At 56.6% G+C, this 16764-nt stretch carries 17 protein-coding genes; 11 read left to right on the top strand and 6 right to left on the bottom strand.

Features of this window, described 5'->3' with window-relative positions:
- Positions 1-17 precede the first annotated feature (17 nt).
- Complete coding sequence (locus N8I74_RS06340) at positions 18-1181, bottom strand: aminotransferase class I/II-fold pyridoxal phosphate-dependent enzyme (protein ID WP_263126016.1); 1164 nt, start codon at positions 1179-1181, stop codon at positions 18-20.
- Positions 1182-1284: 103 nt separating this feature from the next.
- Here N8I74_RS06340 and N8I74_RS06345 point away from each other — a divergent pair, with 103 nt between their 5' ends.
- The gene (locus N8I74_RS06345) at positions 1285-2889 is read left to right on the top strand and encodes an ABC-F family ATPase (protein WP_263126017.1); all 1605 of its coding nucleotides are present in this window, start codon (positions 1285-1287) and stop codon (positions 2887-2889) included.
- 6 nt (positions 2890-2895) lie between these two features.
- Here the strand turns inward: N8I74_RS06345 and N8I74_RS06350 are convergent, their stop codons facing one another.
- Both N8I74_RS06350 and N8I74_RS06355 read right to left on the bottom strand, forming a co-directional pair.
- Positions 2896-4698: a DNA internalization-related competence protein ComEC/Rec2 gene (locus N8I74_RS06350; protein ID WP_263126018.1), complete on the bottom strand. Its 1803-nt coding sequence runs from the start codon at positions 4696-4698 to the stop codon at positions 2896-2898.
- Positions 4680-4982 (bottom strand): DUF6471 domain-containing protein, encoded by a 303-nt coding sequence (locus tag N8I74_RS06355; RefSeq protein ID WP_263126019.1) that lies wholly within the window; start codon positions 4980-4982, stop codon positions 4680-4682. The genes N8I74_RS06350 and N8I74_RS06355 overlap by 19 nt, the downstream gene beginning before the upstream one ends.
- A 363-nt stretch (positions 4983-5345) precedes the next feature.
- On the opposite strand from N8I74_RS06355, the gene N8I74_RS06360 reads away from it, so the two are divergent.
- The 10 genes from N8I74_RS06360 to N8I74_RS19435 all read left to right on the top strand — a co-directional run bounded on the left by N8I74_RS06360 (position 5346) and on the right by N8I74_RS19435 (position 14906).
- A complete protein-coding gene (locus N8I74_RS06360) occupies positions 5346-6014 on the top strand; it encodes a TnsA endonuclease N-terminal domain-containing protein (RefSeq protein WP_263126020.1) in 669 nt (222 codons plus the stop codon).
- Entirely contained in the window at positions 6004-8103 is a 2100-nt protein-coding gene (locus N8I74_RS06365; protein WP_263126021.1) for a Mu transposase C-terminal domain-containing protein, read from the top strand. The genes N8I74_RS06360 and N8I74_RS06365 overlap by 11 nt, the downstream gene beginning before the upstream one ends.
- Positions 8100-9401, top strand: a complete 1302-nt coding sequence (locus tag N8I74_RS06370) for a TniB family NTP-binding protein (RefSeq protein ID WP_263126022.1) — start codon at positions 8100-8102, stop codon at positions 9399-9401. The genes N8I74_RS06365 and N8I74_RS06370 overlap by 4 nt, the downstream gene beginning before the upstream one ends.
- Before the next feature lie 46 nt (positions 9402-9447).
- A complete protein-coding gene (locus tag N8I74_RS19430) occupies positions 9448-10092 on the top strand; it encodes a TniQ family protein (protein WP_408611872.1) in 645 nt (214 codons plus the stop codon).
- 69 nt (positions 10093-10161) lie between these two features.
- Complete coding sequence (locus tag N8I74_RS06375; protein WP_263126023.1) at positions 10162-10701, top strand: HAD domain-containing protein; 540 nt, start codon at positions 10162-10164, stop codon at positions 10699-10701.
- A 39-nt stretch (positions 10702-10740) separates the two neighbouring features.
- Positions 10741-11028, top strand: coding sequence for a hypothetical protein (locus N8I74_RS06380; protein ID WP_263126024.1), 288 nt, complete (start codon positions 10741-10743; stop codon positions 11026-11028).
- On the top strand, positions 11012-11464 hold the full coding sequence (locus N8I74_RS06385) for a transposase (RefSeq protein ID WP_263126025.1): 453 nt from the start codon (positions 11012-11014) through the stop codon (positions 11462-11464). Before N8I74_RS06380 ends, N8I74_RS06385 begins: the two co-directional genes overlap by 17 nt.
- A 286-nt stretch (positions 11465-11750) precedes the next feature.
- Entirely contained in the window at positions 11751-12545 is a 795-nt protein-coding gene (locus tag N8I74_RS06390) for a hypothetical protein (protein ID WP_263126026.1), read from the top strand.
- Entirely contained in the window at positions 12546-13985 is a 1440-nt protein-coding gene (locus tag N8I74_RS06395) for a Shedu immune nuclease family protein (protein ID WP_263126027.1), read from the top strand.
- 390 nt (positions 13986-14375) lie between these two features.
- Positions 14376-14906 (top strand): GNAT family N-acetyltransferase, encoded by a 531-nt coding sequence (locus N8I74_RS19435; RefSeq protein WP_408611873.1) that lies wholly within the window; start codon positions 14376-14378, stop codon positions 14904-14906.
- A gap of 1 nt (position 14907) precedes the next feature.
- Here N8I74_RS19435 and N8I74_RS06400 read toward each other — a convergent pair whose 3' ends face one another.
- From N8I74_RS06400 to N8I74_RS06410, 3 genes are read right to left on the bottom strand one after another with little or no spacing between them, the layout of a single operon-like run.
- Positions 14908-15252, bottom strand: coding sequence for a hypothetical protein (locus N8I74_RS06400; RefSeq protein ID WP_263126028.1), 345 nt, complete (start codon positions 15250-15252; stop codon positions 14908-14910).
- Positions 15249-16001, bottom strand: a complete 753-nt coding sequence (locus tag N8I74_RS06405) for a peptidoglycan recognition protein family protein (RefSeq protein ID WP_263126029.1) — start codon at positions 15999-16001, stop codon at positions 15249-15251. Before N8I74_RS06405 ends, N8I74_RS06400 begins: the two co-directional genes overlap by 4 nt.
- Positions 15998-16585: a PAAR domain-containing protein gene (locus N8I74_RS06410; RefSeq protein WP_263126030.1), complete on the bottom strand. Its 588-nt coding sequence runs from the start codon at positions 16583-16585 to the stop codon at positions 15998-16000. Before N8I74_RS06410 ends, N8I74_RS06405 begins: the two co-directional genes overlap by 4 nt.
- Between the last annotated feature and the right edge of the window lie 179 nt (positions 16586-16764).

Genomic DNA, 16764 nt, shown 5'->3' on the forward strand with positions numbered 1-16764 from the left:
AAGGTTAAGGGAGTGGTCTAAGCTGTGCAACCGTACCCGAGCGAACGGGCCAGCCGTTCGCACGCCGCTTCCAGCCGTACAACGGGTTGTGTGTAGGCAAACCGCATGAATGTTGGGTTGTTGCCGAAATCGTCCCCAGGCGTCAACGCCACCGCCTCGCGTTGCAGCAGCTGTTCCGCCAGCCGTGCCGCGCTGTCAGTAAACCGCTTGCAGTTGGCCCAAAGATAGAAGGCGCCTTGCGCTGGAGCTGGCAGTGTCAGGCCCATGTCGGTGAGGGCTGCCTGCAGAAAGCGCCGGCGTGCGTCCAGCTCGCATCGCCGGCTCTCGACGATTGCCAGGGTCTCCGGATGGAAGGCGGCGAGCGCCGCATGCTGGGCGATGGTCGGTGCGGCCAGGAAGAGGTTCTGCGCCAGCTTCTCCAGCGCCGGAACCGCCCACTCGGGTGCCACCAGCCAGCCCAGGCGCCACCCGGTCATCTGGAACAATTTGGAAAAGCTATTGACCACGAACAGCCCATCGTCAAGCGCAAGCGCGGTTTCGTGCGGACGCCCGTACACCAATCCCTGGTAGATCTCGTCGACGATCAGCGCAAGACCCCGCGCGCGGCAGGCGTCAGCCAGCGCGGCAAGCTCGACCGGTTCGAGCACGGTGCCGGTCGGATTGGCCGGGCTTGCGACCAGCGCTGCGACGGTACGCGGTCCGGCATGCTGTGCGATATCCGCCGGGGTGAGCTGGAAACGGCTCTGCGCGGTGACGGCCACGTTGACCGGCCGGCCCTCGTACAGACTGACCAGATGGCGGTTGCACGGATACCCGGGGTCGGTCAGCAGCACGTCGTCGTCCCGCCCCACCAGCAGCGCCAGCACCAGTTGCAGCGCCCCCGACGCGCCCGGGGTCAGGAGGATGCGCCTAGGGTCGACCCTTGCGGCGAACCGGCTCTCGTAGAAGCCCGCGATCGCCTCGCGCAGCGCCGGCAATCCGGCTGCCGGCGTGTAGTGGGTATCGCCGCGGGCCAGCGCCGCGCAGCCGGCCGCGATGATGGGGGCTGGGGTGGCGAAATCCGGTTCGCCGACCTCCAGATGGATCACGTCGCGCCCTTGCGCCTGCAGCGTCCGGGCGGCCTCCAGGATGCGCATGACGTGGAAGGGCTCGATCTGCTGTAGGCGCGGGGCAAGGCGCATCGGGTAGTCTCGCTGTGATAAAATCCAGGATTTTCAGCGTTTTGCAACGCGCCACGATTCTATTCGCTCTGCGGCCGGCAGGGCGCAAGGAAAGACACCGCCCATGATCAGTACATCCAACATCACCATGCAGTTCGGCGCCAAGCCGCTGTTTGAGAAGGTCAGCGTCAAGTTCGGCGACGGCAACCGCTATGGCCTGATCGGCGCCAACGGCTGCGGCAAATCCACCTTCATGAAGATCCTGGGCGGGGATCTGGAGCCAAGCTCGGGCAACGTGGCGCTGGAGCCGGGCGTGCGGCTGGGCAAACTGAAGCAGGACCAGTTCGCCTACGAGGACCAGCGCGTGATCGACGTGGTGATGCAGGGCCACGTCGAGCTGTGGGCGGCGATCCATGAGCGCGACGCGATCTATGCCAATCCCGAGGCGACCGAGGACGATTACATGCTCGCGGCCGAGCTTGAGGGCAAGGTCGCCGAATACGACGGCTACACCGCCGAGGCGCGTGCCGGTGCATTGCTGATGGGGGCCGGCATTCCGATCGAGCTGCACAACGGGCCGATGTCCGAAGTGGCGCCGGGCTGGAAGCTGCGGGTGCTGTTGGCACAAGCGCTGTTCAGCAATCCGGACGTGCTGCTGCTCGATGAGCCGACCAACAACCTGGACATCAACACCATCCGCTGGCTCGAGGAAACGCTGAACCAGCGCGAATCGACGATGTTGATCATCTCGCACGATCGCCACTTCCTGAACCAGGTGTGTACCCACATCGCCGACGTCGATTACGGTGAAATCCGCATCTATCCGGGCAACTACGACGACTACATGCTGGCCAGCACGCAGGCGCGGCAACGCCTCTTGGCGGATAACAGCAAGGCCAAGGAGAAGGTCGCCGAACTGCAGGCCTTCGCCGCGCGCTTCGCCGCCAACAAGTCGAAAAGCCGCCAGGCCACCTCGCGGCTGAAGCTTGCCGACAAGATCAAGGACAACATGGTCGAGGTGAAGCCCTCCAGCCGGCAGAACCCGTACATCCGCTTCGATCTTGAGGACAAGCAGAAGCTGCACCGGCAAGCTTTCGAGGCGAACAATCTTTCCAAGTCGTTCGACAAGCCACTCATCCAGAGCCTCAACCTGATCTTCGAGGCTGGGCAGAAGCTGGCGGTGATCGGCGGCAACGGTGTCGGCAAATCGACGCTGATGAAGCTGCTGGTCGGCGAGCTCGGCCCGGATGCAGGCTTCATCAAGTGGGCCGACAAGGCCGAGCCGGGCTACTTCGCTCAGGACCACGAGGAGGATTTCGCCGAGGACATCACCCTTTTCGACTGGATGAAGCAATGGAGCCAGCCGGGTGACGACGATCAGGTGATCCGCGGCATCCTCGGCCGCCTGTTGTTCGGCGGCGACGACGTGAAGAAGTCGGTGACGGTGCTGTCCGGCGGCGAGAAGGGCCGCATGCTGTACGGCAAGCTGATCCTGCAGCGTCCCAATGTGCTGGTGATGGACGAGCCGACCAACCATATGGACATGGAATCGATCGAATCGCTGAACCTTGCGCTCGATCTGTACAAGGGCACGCTGATCTTCGTCTCGCACGATCGCCAGTTCGTATCGTCGCTGGCGACGCAGGTGCTGGAGCTGAACGGCGACGGCACGTTCACCCACTACCTCGGTGGCTACGAGGAGTACCTGCATAGCCGCGGCATCGAATAAACCGCTTCACGGTGCCGGGCGCGGGCGCCAGTAGCGGGGATGCCGCTCGCGCCAGCGCTCGATGGTGACGGTATCGGAGAAGGTCAGGTGCACCGCGCCGTCCCCATCGGTGCGCAGTGCCTGTGCCCCATGCGCCGCGTACCGCTCGGTCACCGTGCGGTTGGGGTGGCGGAAACGGTTGCGGTAACCCGCCGAGTAGACCACCCATGCCGGGGCGGTGGCCGCCACGAACGGCGAGGACGACGAGATGCGGCTGCCGTGGTGCGGGGCGATCACCATGGTGGTCCGGCCCAGTCCGCCCTCGATCAGCGCCTGCTCCTGTGTGCGGCCGATATCGCCCGGCAGCAGCAGGCTGTGCCGGCCGCTCCCGATCCGCAGCACGCAGCTGGCCGCGTTGTCGTCCTTGATCCTGTCGCCGCTTCGCGGCCAGAGCATCGTCAGCTGCACACCGTCCCACTGCCAGCGCTGTCCAGCCACGCACGCCGCATGTGGTATGGGACGGCCGCGCGCCGGATGTGCCGGCGGCAGGCCGGAACGCCAATCGGTCACGGGCATGCCGGTCAATACGGTCAGTGCGCCGCCGGCATGGTCGTTGTCGTCATGCGAGACCACCAGGCGATCGAGCTGCCGCACGCCCAATGCATGCAGGCTCGGCAGGATGGCGCGCTCGGCCATGCCGGGCGGGCCGGTGTCGTACAGCAGCGCATGGTTGCGCGTACGGATCAGCACCGCCAGTCCCTGGCCGACGTCGAATACCGTCGCGCTGAAGGCGCCGTGTGGCAAGGGCACGTGGCGGGGTACCAGCAGTGGCAGCAGCAGCACCGGTGCAAGGCCCCGTCCCGGAACGCCGCGCGGCAGCAGGCACAGCAGCACCCCGGCCGCTGCGGGCGGCAAGGCCCACCATGGCGGGCTCATGAAGGACCAGGTGGCGTGCGGCAGGCCGGCGAGCCAGCCCAGCAGCCAGTCGGTGAAGGCGAACGTGCGCTCCGCGAGTACCAGCAGCAGCCCGCTTGGATCGAGCAGCCCGGCCAGTGCCAGCGGCGTGACCACCAGGCTCACCAGTGGGATCGCAACAGCATTGGCAAGCGGTGAGACCAGTGGCACTTGTTGGAACAGGAATACCAGCAGCGGCAGCGAGGCCAGCGTGGCCGCCCACTGCGCACCGCCCCAGCGCTGCCACCAGGGCGCCGTGCCATCGCGGTTGCCGCCCAGCCACAGCAGCGCCCCGACGGTGAGGAATGACAGCCAGAACCCGGGCGCCAGCACCGCGAACGGATCGAACAGGGTCACCAGTGCCAGCGCGCCGACCCAGACCGCGCTTGGCGGCACCGGGGCGGCCCGCCACAGGCAGATTGCCGCCACCAGGATCATCAGCAGCGTGCGGCGGGTTGGAATGCTGAAGCCGGCCAGCAGGCTGTAGCACAGGGCGGTGGCGACGGCGGCGACCAGCCGCACCCGTGGTGCGCCGAGGCGCGCGGCCAGCGGCGGGATGCGGCGCCATACGCTACCGCCGGCACCGGCCCCCAGCCCTGCCAGCAAGGTGATGTGCAGCCCCGAGATGCTGATCAGGTGGGTGATGCCTGTTGCCGCGAAACGGCGCCACTGTTCAGGTGCTGGACGATTACATTGAAGTCTTGGACCGTGACAAAGAGTTTTGTACTCGACAAAAGCTCTCGAACTGCCCAGCGCGGTGCTTTTAGTTAAGGCACAAGGAGTAGCTGCGGGTTTGCCGGCGTCCGAGGTTGCGCCCTTGCGGGCGGCTCCTCTGACTACTACTTGGCAGTGGAAGGCTAACCCAGGCTGCTCCATGGGCCGCTAAGTCGATTTTCCTTCAAGCGGATTTCAGCAACTTCCATCGCCGCCATGCATTGGAGGAAGAACGCAAAGCTGAATTTCCCTCTGGAGATTCGGTTTGCGATAGCCGCCGGACTATCTGTCACCCCCATCGCAGCAAGCTTTTTCGCCAGCACAGGGTACGTCATTCCTGACAGCACTAGCTCCGCCTTGAGAATCCTTTTGGCGTGCTGCTCCCATTCCTTTGCAATTTGGCGCTGCTTCTTCTCGTTGCTAACGCTTTCCTGCGGCTCTTCCATTCAACTAGCCCCAAACATTATCAACTGATGAGTATGGATAAACTGACCTCGTCTGACAATGATGTCGTATACGACATAAAAATTTATACAGAGATGAAAAAATGAATTATATGGAAAGATATAGAAGGAGGGGATAGACAGTTGTGCGTCGGCTACAAGTAGGTCGACGTCATAACTTGAGGAGCGTTTGAAATGCCTGGATACAGAATCAGGTGGAGTGAAAGGAAGATTGAAGAGCTGAAGGCCCAAGGTGCTGGACAAGGGACTGGAGCGTCCTATCAACCGTGGCTGAGGTCACATTCATTGAGCAGCAAGGGGCGCACGCATCGGGTGCCGAGCGAGAAAACTGCGCGGACCCATCATTTGTTCTCCGACGTCGAGCACCGGCTGTTCTTCATGTTGGAGTGGCAAAGAGATGTTGTTGATGTTCGAGAACAGTTCCCGCTGGACCGAGAGCTGACCTTGGCCGTGGCCTCGAGCCTGGGCCTCCGGCACCCGTACTACCCGGGCACCGGCGTCCCGACCGTGATGACGGTCGACTTCATGGTGACCCGCGTGGTGGACGGCGAGTACTGCTACGAGGCCTACGACGCCAAGCGGGCTGAAGATGCTGCAGACCAAGATGCCATGGACAAGCTGAAAATCCAGTCGGTAGCCCTGCAGTTGATGACGGTGCCGCACACGTTGGTTTTCCATACTCAAATTCCGCTGCGCACTGTGCGTAACATTCAGTGGATTCGGAACGCCGCAGCTTTGGCAGGCGATGGATTGCCTCCGAACGAGCTCGACCGGCACAAAGAAATCTTTGCCAAGCAGCTGTGCGGGCAAAGGGGAAGGCAAAGCTTCTTCGAGTTTTGCCGTGCCTACGACAACAAGTACGACCTGCCACGTGAGTCAGCTTTTCGGTTGGGGTGCTGGCTTTTGCAGTTCGGGCTGCTTTCTGCGGAGCTGGGATTACGGCGTATGCCGGATGTGCCGATTTCGTCATTCGTCTTGAATCAAGACAGCATGGAGGTACGCCATGCTGGTTAAGAACGACATTTTTCTCCTGAATGGGATAAAGCACCGTCTTTTGCACTTTCAATACGATTGCGACGCTGCTGTCGTTATCGATTTGGAGGAAGCACGCAGTTGGCCAAAGCCGATTGCGTTGAGCGCGATAAAAGGACTTGAGCCTGTCGCTATTTCGACGGTTACCCAAGGGACGGAGGTTTTCCAGCCGACCGACGCGATGCTTAGAGTGCAGGCCACATCGTTCGCACGGCTTGGCAACTTGCATGAGCAAGTTCCGGAAATTTTCGATTCGTTCTCTCGCGGGCAGCTCATCAAAAAACGAGCCGAGCAGTTTGGATGCTCGCGCTCGGTACTCTATCGAGATTTACGTAGATGGTGGGTGGGTGGACAGACTCGTTCTGCTCTTTTAGGGCGTTTTACAAAATGTGGCTGGCAAGGAGCAGAAAAGACTGCTGGGCGGGGCCGAAAGCCGAAGTCTGGAAGAGATATATACCAGCTGACCGATATAGATGCTCATAGGTTCAAGTACGCTATCGAAAAGATATATCTCAAAGATGAGCGAAGAATTTTGCGGCATGTTTATAACGAAATGTTAGGGAAGCACTATCTCTGGTCGGATGGGGTCAAGAACTTTATCCTACCAGTTGGTCAGCGACCCACATATCGTCAATTCGACTACTACTTCCGTAAAAATTATCCATTTCCAGTCGTTGCTCGGGCGCGGAAAGGCGAGGCGGAGTTCTGCATGAAGCATCGGGCGGTGCTTGGGACGGTGATGCAGGATTGCGAGGGCGTTGGGCATATATACGAAATTGACGGGTCAATTAGTGACGTTGTGCTAGTAGCGCTAGGTATTTTGAAGACGCTGTTGAAGAAGGTTTGCATATATGTTGTTGTAGATAGGTACTCAAGGCTGATTGTGGGGTTCTACGTCGGCTTGGAAAATTTGAAATGGGCTGGGGCGGCGCAAGCTATATGCAGTGTGTTCGAAGATAAGAAAGCCCTGTGTGAAGAGTATGGCGTTGAGTATTGTGAAAGTGATTGGCCAGCACATGGCCTGCTGCCTCAAGAGTTTTTGGCGGACCGGTCTGAGCTGCATACCCAAGCCAGTAGCGTGCTCGGGGATAAGCTGGGTGTGGAAGTTGCCGTACTCCCTGCCTGCCGTCCTGAACTGAAGCCTGTTGTCGAATCGACCTTCAAGAGAATTCGCCAGAGCCTCCAAAGTGTGAAGGGCTTCAAGCTCCCCGAGAACTACAAAAAACGCCAAGCAAGTAAAACCCACGATAAAGAAGCGTGTTTGACACTTCAAGAATATCGGAAGGTCTTTCTCGAGGCCGTCATTATGTTGAACCGTTCTCCTATGACCGACTATCCGCAGGACATCTCTTCCATCGTGGATGGTCAAGTTCCTACACCCATCTCGGTTTGGAACCGAGATATCGAACAAAGACGGAATTGCTTGCGGCGGGCGACGGCAGAGGAAGTGTGCTTTGCCTTGATGCCGTCTGAAAAAGCATCGGTTACTCGGAATGGTATCGAGTTCAAAAATTGCTACTACACGTGCCCAGAGGTAGAGGGGCTGTACTGGTTCGAGATGGCTCGTGAAAAAGGCGTAACTCAAGTTGATATTAACTACTTCGATGCAACGGCTGATTTCATTTATGTGATTGACCCGAAGCGGAAGGGGAAAATCTACCAATGTCACTTGACCGAAAGAAGTGCGGAGTTTTGTGGGAAATCCTTTGCTGAGATAGAGGCCATTTTCGACCAAAAAAAGGCTGTCAAAGACGGCATTGAACAAGGGCGTGCTCAAGAGCAGATGGAGTTTAACCAGAGAATTGCCGGCACAGTCGAGAACGCCAGAGCGCGTTTTGTTGGCGCCGGCAAAAGGAAAGTCCCAAGGACTACACCAGCGGACGAGCGTCAACGTGAATTGGAGGCAGACCAAAAGCGGCGAGCTGAGAAAGCTGCGCAGCAATTAGCCGCTTCCCAGACGGTCGTGGAGGCAATGCCTTCAGAACTCTTCACATTAGACAATCCACAGAACGCCAAATTGTCCAGCACGTTTAGTGCTATGCGCAAAAAACTCAAGGGAGAACAGATATGAATCCGATTATATTTTCGCCAATGGCTGTTGAGGCTCGCTACACGCCTCAGCTTCTTCCTAAATTCCAAGGTAACCCGCTTATCGAAGCTTTGCCGCCGAGCTTGTCTGATGAGCAGTTGGTAGAGCTGCTTGCGTGCAAGCCCGATTTTTGCCCAGAACAAAGGAATTGGGGAGATAGCGAGCGAATTCAGATGGTGGGTAGCTTGAGCAACATACGGATTCCGCTTGAGCGGGACGTAGCTGTTGCCAATGCCTTGAATTCAATGCTTCGCAATGGGTATGTCGGTCGCGCACCTTTTACAAAGGCTGATGGCGAGCGCATACGGGCAATTTATGAGGGCGGTTGCCATAGCGTAGGCGTCACCGGAGCTTACTTGGATGACCCGGCTCAGCTTTCCGCCATGCTGATGGGGCTGCCTGGTATGGGGAAAACAGCGTTGGTGACACGCTGGTTTTCTCATCTGCCGCCTGTTATTTACCACCCAGAATTCATGCGCTATCAGGTTCCATGGCTGCATGTAGAGATGCCGAGTGATGGCTCATCGGTCAAGGGGTTGGCATATGGCATCTTGTCTCAGCTCGACCGGTTAATCCCTGGCGCCGATTACTACCAGCAGTTCGCGGTGAAAGGTCGCCCGGGCGCCGATGCCTTGATGCGCAGCGTTGCGCGTCTGATGCACGTTCACTCGGTCGGGTTTCTCGTCGCGGATGAAGTCCAAAACCTAGCTAATGCTCGCAAAAATAAGCAGGTCGTGATGACCGAGCTGGTGTCTGCGTGCAATGAACTTGGCGTACCCATTCTGTTTATCGGTACCTACAAGGCTGCCCAAGTGTTTTCCCTCGACTTCAGACAATCTCGGCGCACCTGTGGACATGGCATCCCGCTGTGGACTCCGTTGGACAGAGCGAGTGGCGAATGGGATGAATTTCTCGACGTACTCTGGAGCTATCAGTGGGTACGCAGTTATGTCGAGTATTCGGAGGAGATAAGCGAACTGATGTTCGATTTGAGCCAGGGAATTATCGACGTGGCCATCAAGCTCTTTGCCGGCGCCCAGGCACGAGCGATACGGAGCGGCGATGAGACACTCACGCCATCCTTGCTGGAGCGAGTGTACATGGAGCAGATGTACATGCTGCACCCGATGTTGCGTGCCCTTCAGCGCGGCTCCGTCGAAGACGTCATGAGATATGAAGATATCGCGGGGCCGTCTGTAGCACAGGTGCTTGCGGCGTCGCAGCAGTCGGCTGCGTGGAAGCGTAAACACCAGAGCGACCCGGGCAACGCTGGCATATAGCAGGACGCCAGGAGCCTGAATGGTGTAATGCGCGCGGGAGGTCATCGTGCCATATCTGCCAAAGCCCTACCCGGACGAGGTTATTGGGAGTGTTCTCGTCCGGGCCATACGCCACACAGGCCTTCCTTCTAAAAGGTTGTTGGCGCTGGTGTATGGCAGCCATAGAGACAGTACTTCGTTTCTGATGGTCGGAGCGGCCGCGCGCGTAGGCGCATTCGCTGGCATGGACCCGGAAGAGCTCGTGCAACGGCATACGATGTTTCCGTATGCCGTTGCATTTATGCCTGCGGATGTACGCGCAGCCCTTATGGCTAAGGTCCTTGGACTACGAGCTGATGAGAGCCTAAGCTCGCTCACGAAAAGTATTTCTGCAGGGGTACCCTTTAAACGGGTCTGCGTCGCGTGCATTGCCGATGACCTCGAGCGATGGGGTGAGCCGTACTGGCGGCGCGCTCACCAGCTTCCCGCTGTGCTTTTCTGCGCCGAGCATGGAACACCCTTGAGTGACACGTTCCTCCCTTTGAGAGGGGAGGCATATATCCACATGTTCCCGATGGCTCACCGGGTCCCGCTTCAATCCCACGCAATGCCCGCAGATTCACCTGCTCAGCGCGGGTTGGAGACCGAATGCCGAGAACTCAGGCCTTTCTCAATGCCTTCCGGCTCAGCGACCAGGCGGAGCGGCAGATAGGACAGCGAGAGGCGTGGCGGGGTCGTTCCAAGGCTAGAACCCAGGCTTCGGCCGAGTATCGAGAGCGGTATGTTCGCGAAACCCAAGTCGGAGGCTCGCATGCCGAGGAAGACTAGCAAGCGCCAAGTCCTGTATCTCGACTACGACCAGGTGCTGCATGGCACGGATGTGGTGCTGACCTCGCATGGACCTGCCGCAACCCAATCCGGCGTGGCGCTGTTCGAGCATGCGGAGATGCTCGACCAGCTCCTACGTCCGTACCCGGCTGTCGAAATCGTGCTCTCCACATCATGGGTGCCGCATCTGGGCTTTGAAGCTGCGGTACGAGCTCTGCCGGTGGAGGCGCTTCGTCGGCGAGTCACGGGCTCAACGTTCGAGCCTCAGCTTGATGACGCTAGAGCGTTCCTCGCGCTGCTCCGTGGCCAGCAGGTTCTACTGCATGTGAAGCGATATGGCATTCAGTCGTGGCTCGCCATCGACGACCGAAGCGAGGGCTTTGAAGGGTGCCGGCAGCGCCTGGTGCATTGCCAGCAATCAGTTGGACTCGGCGCGGCGGACGTACAGGCCCAGTTGGAGAAGCGACTCCAAGCAGAGTTCGGTGGAAGCTAGTGCTTTGGCGGCACGGAGCGACAAACAGGAGGCAACAACGTGAACGAGTTTATGGCGCAGGCATTGGCAAAAGCCCTGGAAGCGCGGCAGCGAATAGTGGCAAGTCCTGACGAAGGCCTGCTGGCACGGCTGGAGGCTGAGGCGCACCAGGCGCGACGCCAGCGTGTTGCCGATGGACTGCTTGTGACCCCAGCGGAAATTGCCGACATCCGAGGGGTACCCTTCGGGCCGACGCCTAGCCAACAGCGTCCATCACAATGCTTCTTCGGGGACTTTTCAGCTCTCGCTACCTTCCGGGAAGGCGGACGTGGTGTTTCGCGGTACTGATATTGGCGGTACGGTCTTCGTGACGGACATTGCGCTGATGAGTGTGGATGTTGAGGAAAAGCCACTCTTCGAAGTGCAGACACTTTTGCAGAGGCTGATGTTTCGAAGCCGGCCTATGCAAAAGGTGGCCTCAAAGCTCGATATCCCGTGCCATCCTGATGGTACGGTAGCTGTTACCCCTGTTGAATGGAACGAGATACGTCGCTTGATTTCCACCCCGCGCCGCGCACAAGAGCGACTAGACCAGTGTCTTGTTCTCGATGGCATTCTGAGAAAACTCCATTGCGGCACCAGCTGGCGAGCTAGTACATACGGCGAGGGAAGCTGGAAGAACGCCAGCTCCTTATACCGGCAATGGAAAGTGGCTGGCGTGTTCGAGAAAATCCTGGAGGTGTTGAGGCGAAGTCGAACTGCGGACTCGAACTCGAACTCATGACAGAGGGTTTGCAAGCGATTCTGAAAAGGGCGAAAGCCCTTTTCTCTTTTAGCGGCTGCCGAGAATCGCTATATAAGTAAATACAATTCGCTGCCTCGGTGTCGCTAGAGGGTGTTTTGTTTCAAGCATTTTGTGCTTTCTTGTCTGGGAATCGCTAGACAAGCCCGACACTGGGTATGCGGCAGTTGCGGGATGTAGCTCCACTGGTCTATCAAGTACTGAGTGCAACTGAGCACAGCAGGGAAGGTCGAGAAGAAGCTGCATCTAAACATTATTCAACAATACGATGACCAAACTCACGCAAGACGAGCGCTTCATACAAGAAGTTTTTAAGTATTTTGGCTTCGAGCTCAATCGGCTCGATGGGGAGGCAAATCCTGACTTCCTGACGGATGATGGGCAGTACCAAATTCTTTTGGAGCTCAAAACAAAAGAGGAAAACCCAGAGCGAGCAGAGGAAAGGGCTGCCGAGCTTGAGGAAAAGGAAGTGGTTCTGGAGGTCGTGCCCCTATCTAGGAATAATAGGATAGCAAAGCTTTCCCAGAAGGCGGCAAATCAACTTCGTCTGAAGAAGAGTACTCACGCTGCTGACTTTTGCTTTGTTGTGCTTCAGGCTTCGGGGAGAAGTGAGGCCGAGCATATGGAGCAGTTTGAAGCGTCGGTGTACGGCTCCACCCACTTGATTACATTTGACATGCCGGAAGAGTCACTAAAAAAGTGCTACTACTTCCACAACAGCGATTTCTTTAACGGGCGCGATATTCTTGATGGAGCGATTCTTATCGGTGAGGGTCGCGCTCGGTTTTGTATCAACGATTTGTCGCCAAGATATGAATTGGTTAGAGACAGTGCCTTCGTACGCGCGTTTTCCGAAGGCGTCATTGACCCTGTTGCTAAAGAAGCGGATGGAAAGGCATATTCAGTTCGCACTGATGTCGACAGAAACGATGAAGAGGCTGTCTTAGCACACTTGCGCGAAAAATATGGGTTAGACAAGGTGATGGGCTTCAATTTCGCAATGCATTCTGCCATCGCTAAAGTTAAAGATTTCTCTGCATATCCCAATATTTCTGGGGGTTGAATGCCGTCCCTTAGTCGAACTGAATACAATCAGCTTAAACGGGAAGATGGAGGGCCGTTCCTTTTTCTTGATAGTGACATTCACCCAGAAACCCTTGAAGAGTTGGGAGTGGTAGCTTACTTTTCAGATGTTTCGTTTGAACAAGATGGTTTTCCTGAGGATGCGAAGCCTATTTTGTATGTGACGCCAGAGGCGCTTGAGATATATCCTATTAATGTGAAGAAAGGTACGTCAGGATATCTCGCTTCGCCCTATGGGAGAATCGAAAAAATTGTCGTTGCAAGGCGCAAGGATTATAGCTTCGATTTGCCTAATGCCCTTGAGGAGGTCGATGACCTACTCGCTCAACTTCCTGCAGGGTTTTCCAAAAATTGGCGGTCGGGTCTCGGCTTTAAGTGGGAGTACCGGTTTATCTGTGAATACATTGAAAAATTGGGAGTGAGTATCCTGGCTGTTGTGATTGATGGGGGAGACTCTGAACGAATCGACGGGCAGACATACTACTTGCCGCTCAGCCGTTTTCATTGGTACCGAAAGCAAATTGACCAAATCACTAACCGTGCCAGAAGTATTGCCAGAGCTAGGAAGGATTATCTTTTTTATAATGAAATATTAGGCGTCCATGATTCTGCGAATTTTCCGCCTAAACCATTCAAGCCTCCTCTTGGGGTCATGGCGGCGCTGACAGGAGGAGGGGAAACTGAGGTTCAGCTTTCTGCTAGCGATAAAAAAACGGTTGTCCAGATTGTTGCAGATAATGTAGAGGAACTTGCTGCTGGTGAGCCTGCTCGGCTGCTACAGCTTAAAGAAGATATTGAGATGGTTACTCTCAGCCAACTCATCGAACAATTTTCATCAATGCTGGAAAAGCTACTAGATGAAACAAGGTGGCAGAGTTTTTTCGCTAAAAATCCGTTTGTTTTAAGTTTGGCTTTTTCTGTGCCATTTGTTTTGTTCCAAAAGCAGGCTTATGCGGGTGGAAAGAGAGTAGACGGAAAAGGTGGAAAGCACCCGGACTTCATATATTCTGCGGAAAAAACTGGAAATCTCGCCATTGTGGAGATTAAAAAGCCTAGCACTCCCCTATTGGGGGCATGTTATCGCGAGCCTGATGTATATGCACCATCTGCCGAACTAGTCGGGGGGGTCGCACAAATCCTAAGCCAACGTTTGGCCCTGCGTGGCTCACTCGCAGATTTGAAGGATGTATCTAATCGGTACGACATTCAGGGGTACTCCACTCCATGTATCGTCGTCGCTGGCAGCACACCTACGGAACGCGAAAAGCAACGAGGCTTCGAGTTGTACCGTCACGCGCTAACAGATGTTTCCATCATCACGTTCGACGAGCTTCTGGCACGGTTGGTGGCTATTCGAGATGCTTTAAAGCCCCCCGGCCCCGAGAGTAAAGAGCATTTTGATTTAGAGCCACCGTTTTAATTAACCTTTCCCCGCTGTATCCCTAGACGCTCATCTGCCTCGCGCTGCTCCTGTGCGTATATTTCATAGCAGGGCGCTATGTCTAGACCGTGGCGAGCCCGGCAGAACGCCTCAAACTCCTGGACTTGTTCTGGCGACAGCATGCTGAATGGCTTTACGTCACACTCTCCGCAAAGTACTGTGTTCCGGAAGACCACTTGGAACATAGGGCGTTGCTTGATAAACAGTTCGCTCCTGTCGCCATCGTGGGTGTGTATCTCTTCGCGCCCAATAAAGAGCCAGCCAGCGAGCGCCGCTACCAGCGCCAATCCAATCGGCATAGGCTTTCGTTTCATACTTCGTAAGCACGTGTTGAACTTTCTACTTAAACTCATTGATAGAGTGAGTCTTATGTTTGTTGCCACGCCCGATTTTGTTCTCAGACCCTTTGAAAAAAGCGACGTAGAGTCGTTTGTTGCAGCTGTCCGAGAGTCTGTATCGACAGTTGGGGCATGGATGCCTTGGTGTACTAGGACATATTCGCCCGACGAGGCTAAGACATGGTTCGACTTATGCGCTTATAATATAGCTGCGAACGTAGCCTATGATGTCGGGATGTTTTGTGTTAATGGTGGGCTATTGTTAGGTGGGGTATCAATAAATCAACTTAATCGGCAACACAACTTTGGGAACATTGGATACTGGGTGCGCCAATCTCAACAGAAAAAAGGATACGCGTCTCGAGCAGTATCTGCCATTGCTAGCTTTGGCTTCATGGAGCTCAAGCTCACCCGTTTGGAGATAGTCGCAGCTGTAAATAACGTTCCAAGTAGGCGAGTCGCAGAGAAGGTGAAGGCATCATTTGAGTGTATTGCCCGTAATCGTCTCATTATATTTGGAAAGCCATGTGACGCAGCTGTTTATTCGCTGGTTCCAACATGAGTTAATTTGCCTCGTCTATCCCTAGGTTGCGCCGGACCTGTTTTTGCCAGTCGTCGTAGATTTTGTAGCAGGCAGCGATGTCGTCTAGGCCGTGGCGAGCCCGACAGTACCTCTCAAACTCCTTCAGTTCAGGCGGTGTTAAGTCCTCAAGCGGCGCTACATCGCACTCCCCACAATGGACCGGGTTCCGGTAGACGAATTGGAACGACGGATACCTCTTCACGAAGAATTCGCTCACATCGCTATCGTGGCGGTCAATCTGCTCGTACCCGATGAACAACTGGAAGCACACTGCTACTAAGACGCCGACAGCTAGCACAATGAGCCGGGAGCGCTTGACCCTCATTTGACAGGCACCTTCATGTTGAGGTCTTTCCGAATCATATTTACTAAGTCCATGCCGTAGCGGCCGGGACATGCGCGGCCTTCACCAGTCGCGTTTCTTTGGAACTCCTGGTGCCCACCGAAGACTTCAAGGAAGAAAACGGACTTCAGCACTTCGACCAGCTTGTACAGCGCCTTGATTTGCGCGTCTGTAGGCTCGTCTGTTGCAGTGTCGGCTTTATCTGCAATCCAGCCAGGGGCGCCTTTTATCCGTTCCCACGTGGACTTCTCTTTGTACTCCTGCTCGTAGGCTTCGCCGTGAACGCTGAAGTCCGCGAGCATCACGATGCCAAGTACGCCGGAGTTGCCGCCGGAAACGTGCGCGCCTTTATATCGGATGTCTAAGGCCTCGTAGATGGTGCCGGCGCAATCAATCGCGTAGTGGTACGAGAGCTGCTGAAACTTGCCTAAATCGATTTCCTCAGCCTTCTTCAGCTGCTCCACGCCATCGGCATGGCAGCTGAAACTATTGCCGGCGTGATGGAGCGTAATGGAATGGAAGTTCCAATCCTCCTTGGCCTTGCCCGGTTTGGCGCCCCACTCGGAACGCGTCTTGAACGTGAAGCCGGACCGCCTCAGGGCGAGGATGATGGCCTGCCTGGTAGCAGCTTTGTCGTTCACCGTTATCTTGTGCGGAACAATCTTCTGGCCCGTGACGCGCTCGAGCACGGCTACGGTTTCGAAGTCGCTCTCTTTGAGCGGTTTGCTCATGTTCTGACTTCCTTCTTCTCAAGCATTCGCTTGGGCGCCTTGAACAGGACGCTGATGGATACCGATTCGGCTTCGTTGCCGTGAATCGCTTCGGTCAGGCCATTGGAGTCGGTCTTGCCCAGCTTGGTGGAGCCATCTGCCCGGGTCAGCAGGTAGTCCCGATAGGGGAGCGGGTTGCCGTCGTCGTCTTCGACGAGGAACTGCACCTCGTGCGCGGCATCGCTTGGGGCACCAGGGGTTAACATTTGTGCCGCCGCTGCGGCCGGCGCCGCTTTGCTTGAAATCGCAGCAGCTGCGCCACTGCCGCCTCCGGCTTGTTCATGCGTTCCCCTGGTTTGGCCGCCGGCAAGCAGCACTGCGCCACACGCTGTTTTGTCACCTTCGCGAGCAAGCTGCCGACCCAGCAGCGAGATATTTCCGCCACCCTGCACGATGGCGAAGCTGCCTTTGCACTGTGGGCAGACCGTCATGTCGCCGATAGTGGCGATGGGCTTGCCATCGAAGGTCATCGGGCTTTGCGCCGAGACGACCGTGCCGCCGTGGCTGGTCTTATCGCCTAGAACCACAAATAGCTTGCCGGGCATGCTTGCCAACTGTGAATGGAAAATTTCTTTAATGGTAAGCGTTTGTCATGAAGCGTAGCAAACGCCGCTGTGTGAGGTGTGTCGCTTGCGCTAGGGGCGCAAGCACTGTGGGGCTGCCTTAGCATCCGTCGGAGTTCCAGCCCCAAGCCTGCTTGACTGGGTCATAGCAGTAAGCCGCC

It is taken from the genome of Chitiniphilus purpureus, assembly GCF_025642115.1.
Lineage (GTDB): Bacteria > Pseudomonadota > Gammaproteobacteria > Burkholderiales > Chitinibacteraceae > Chitiniphilus > Chitiniphilus purpureus.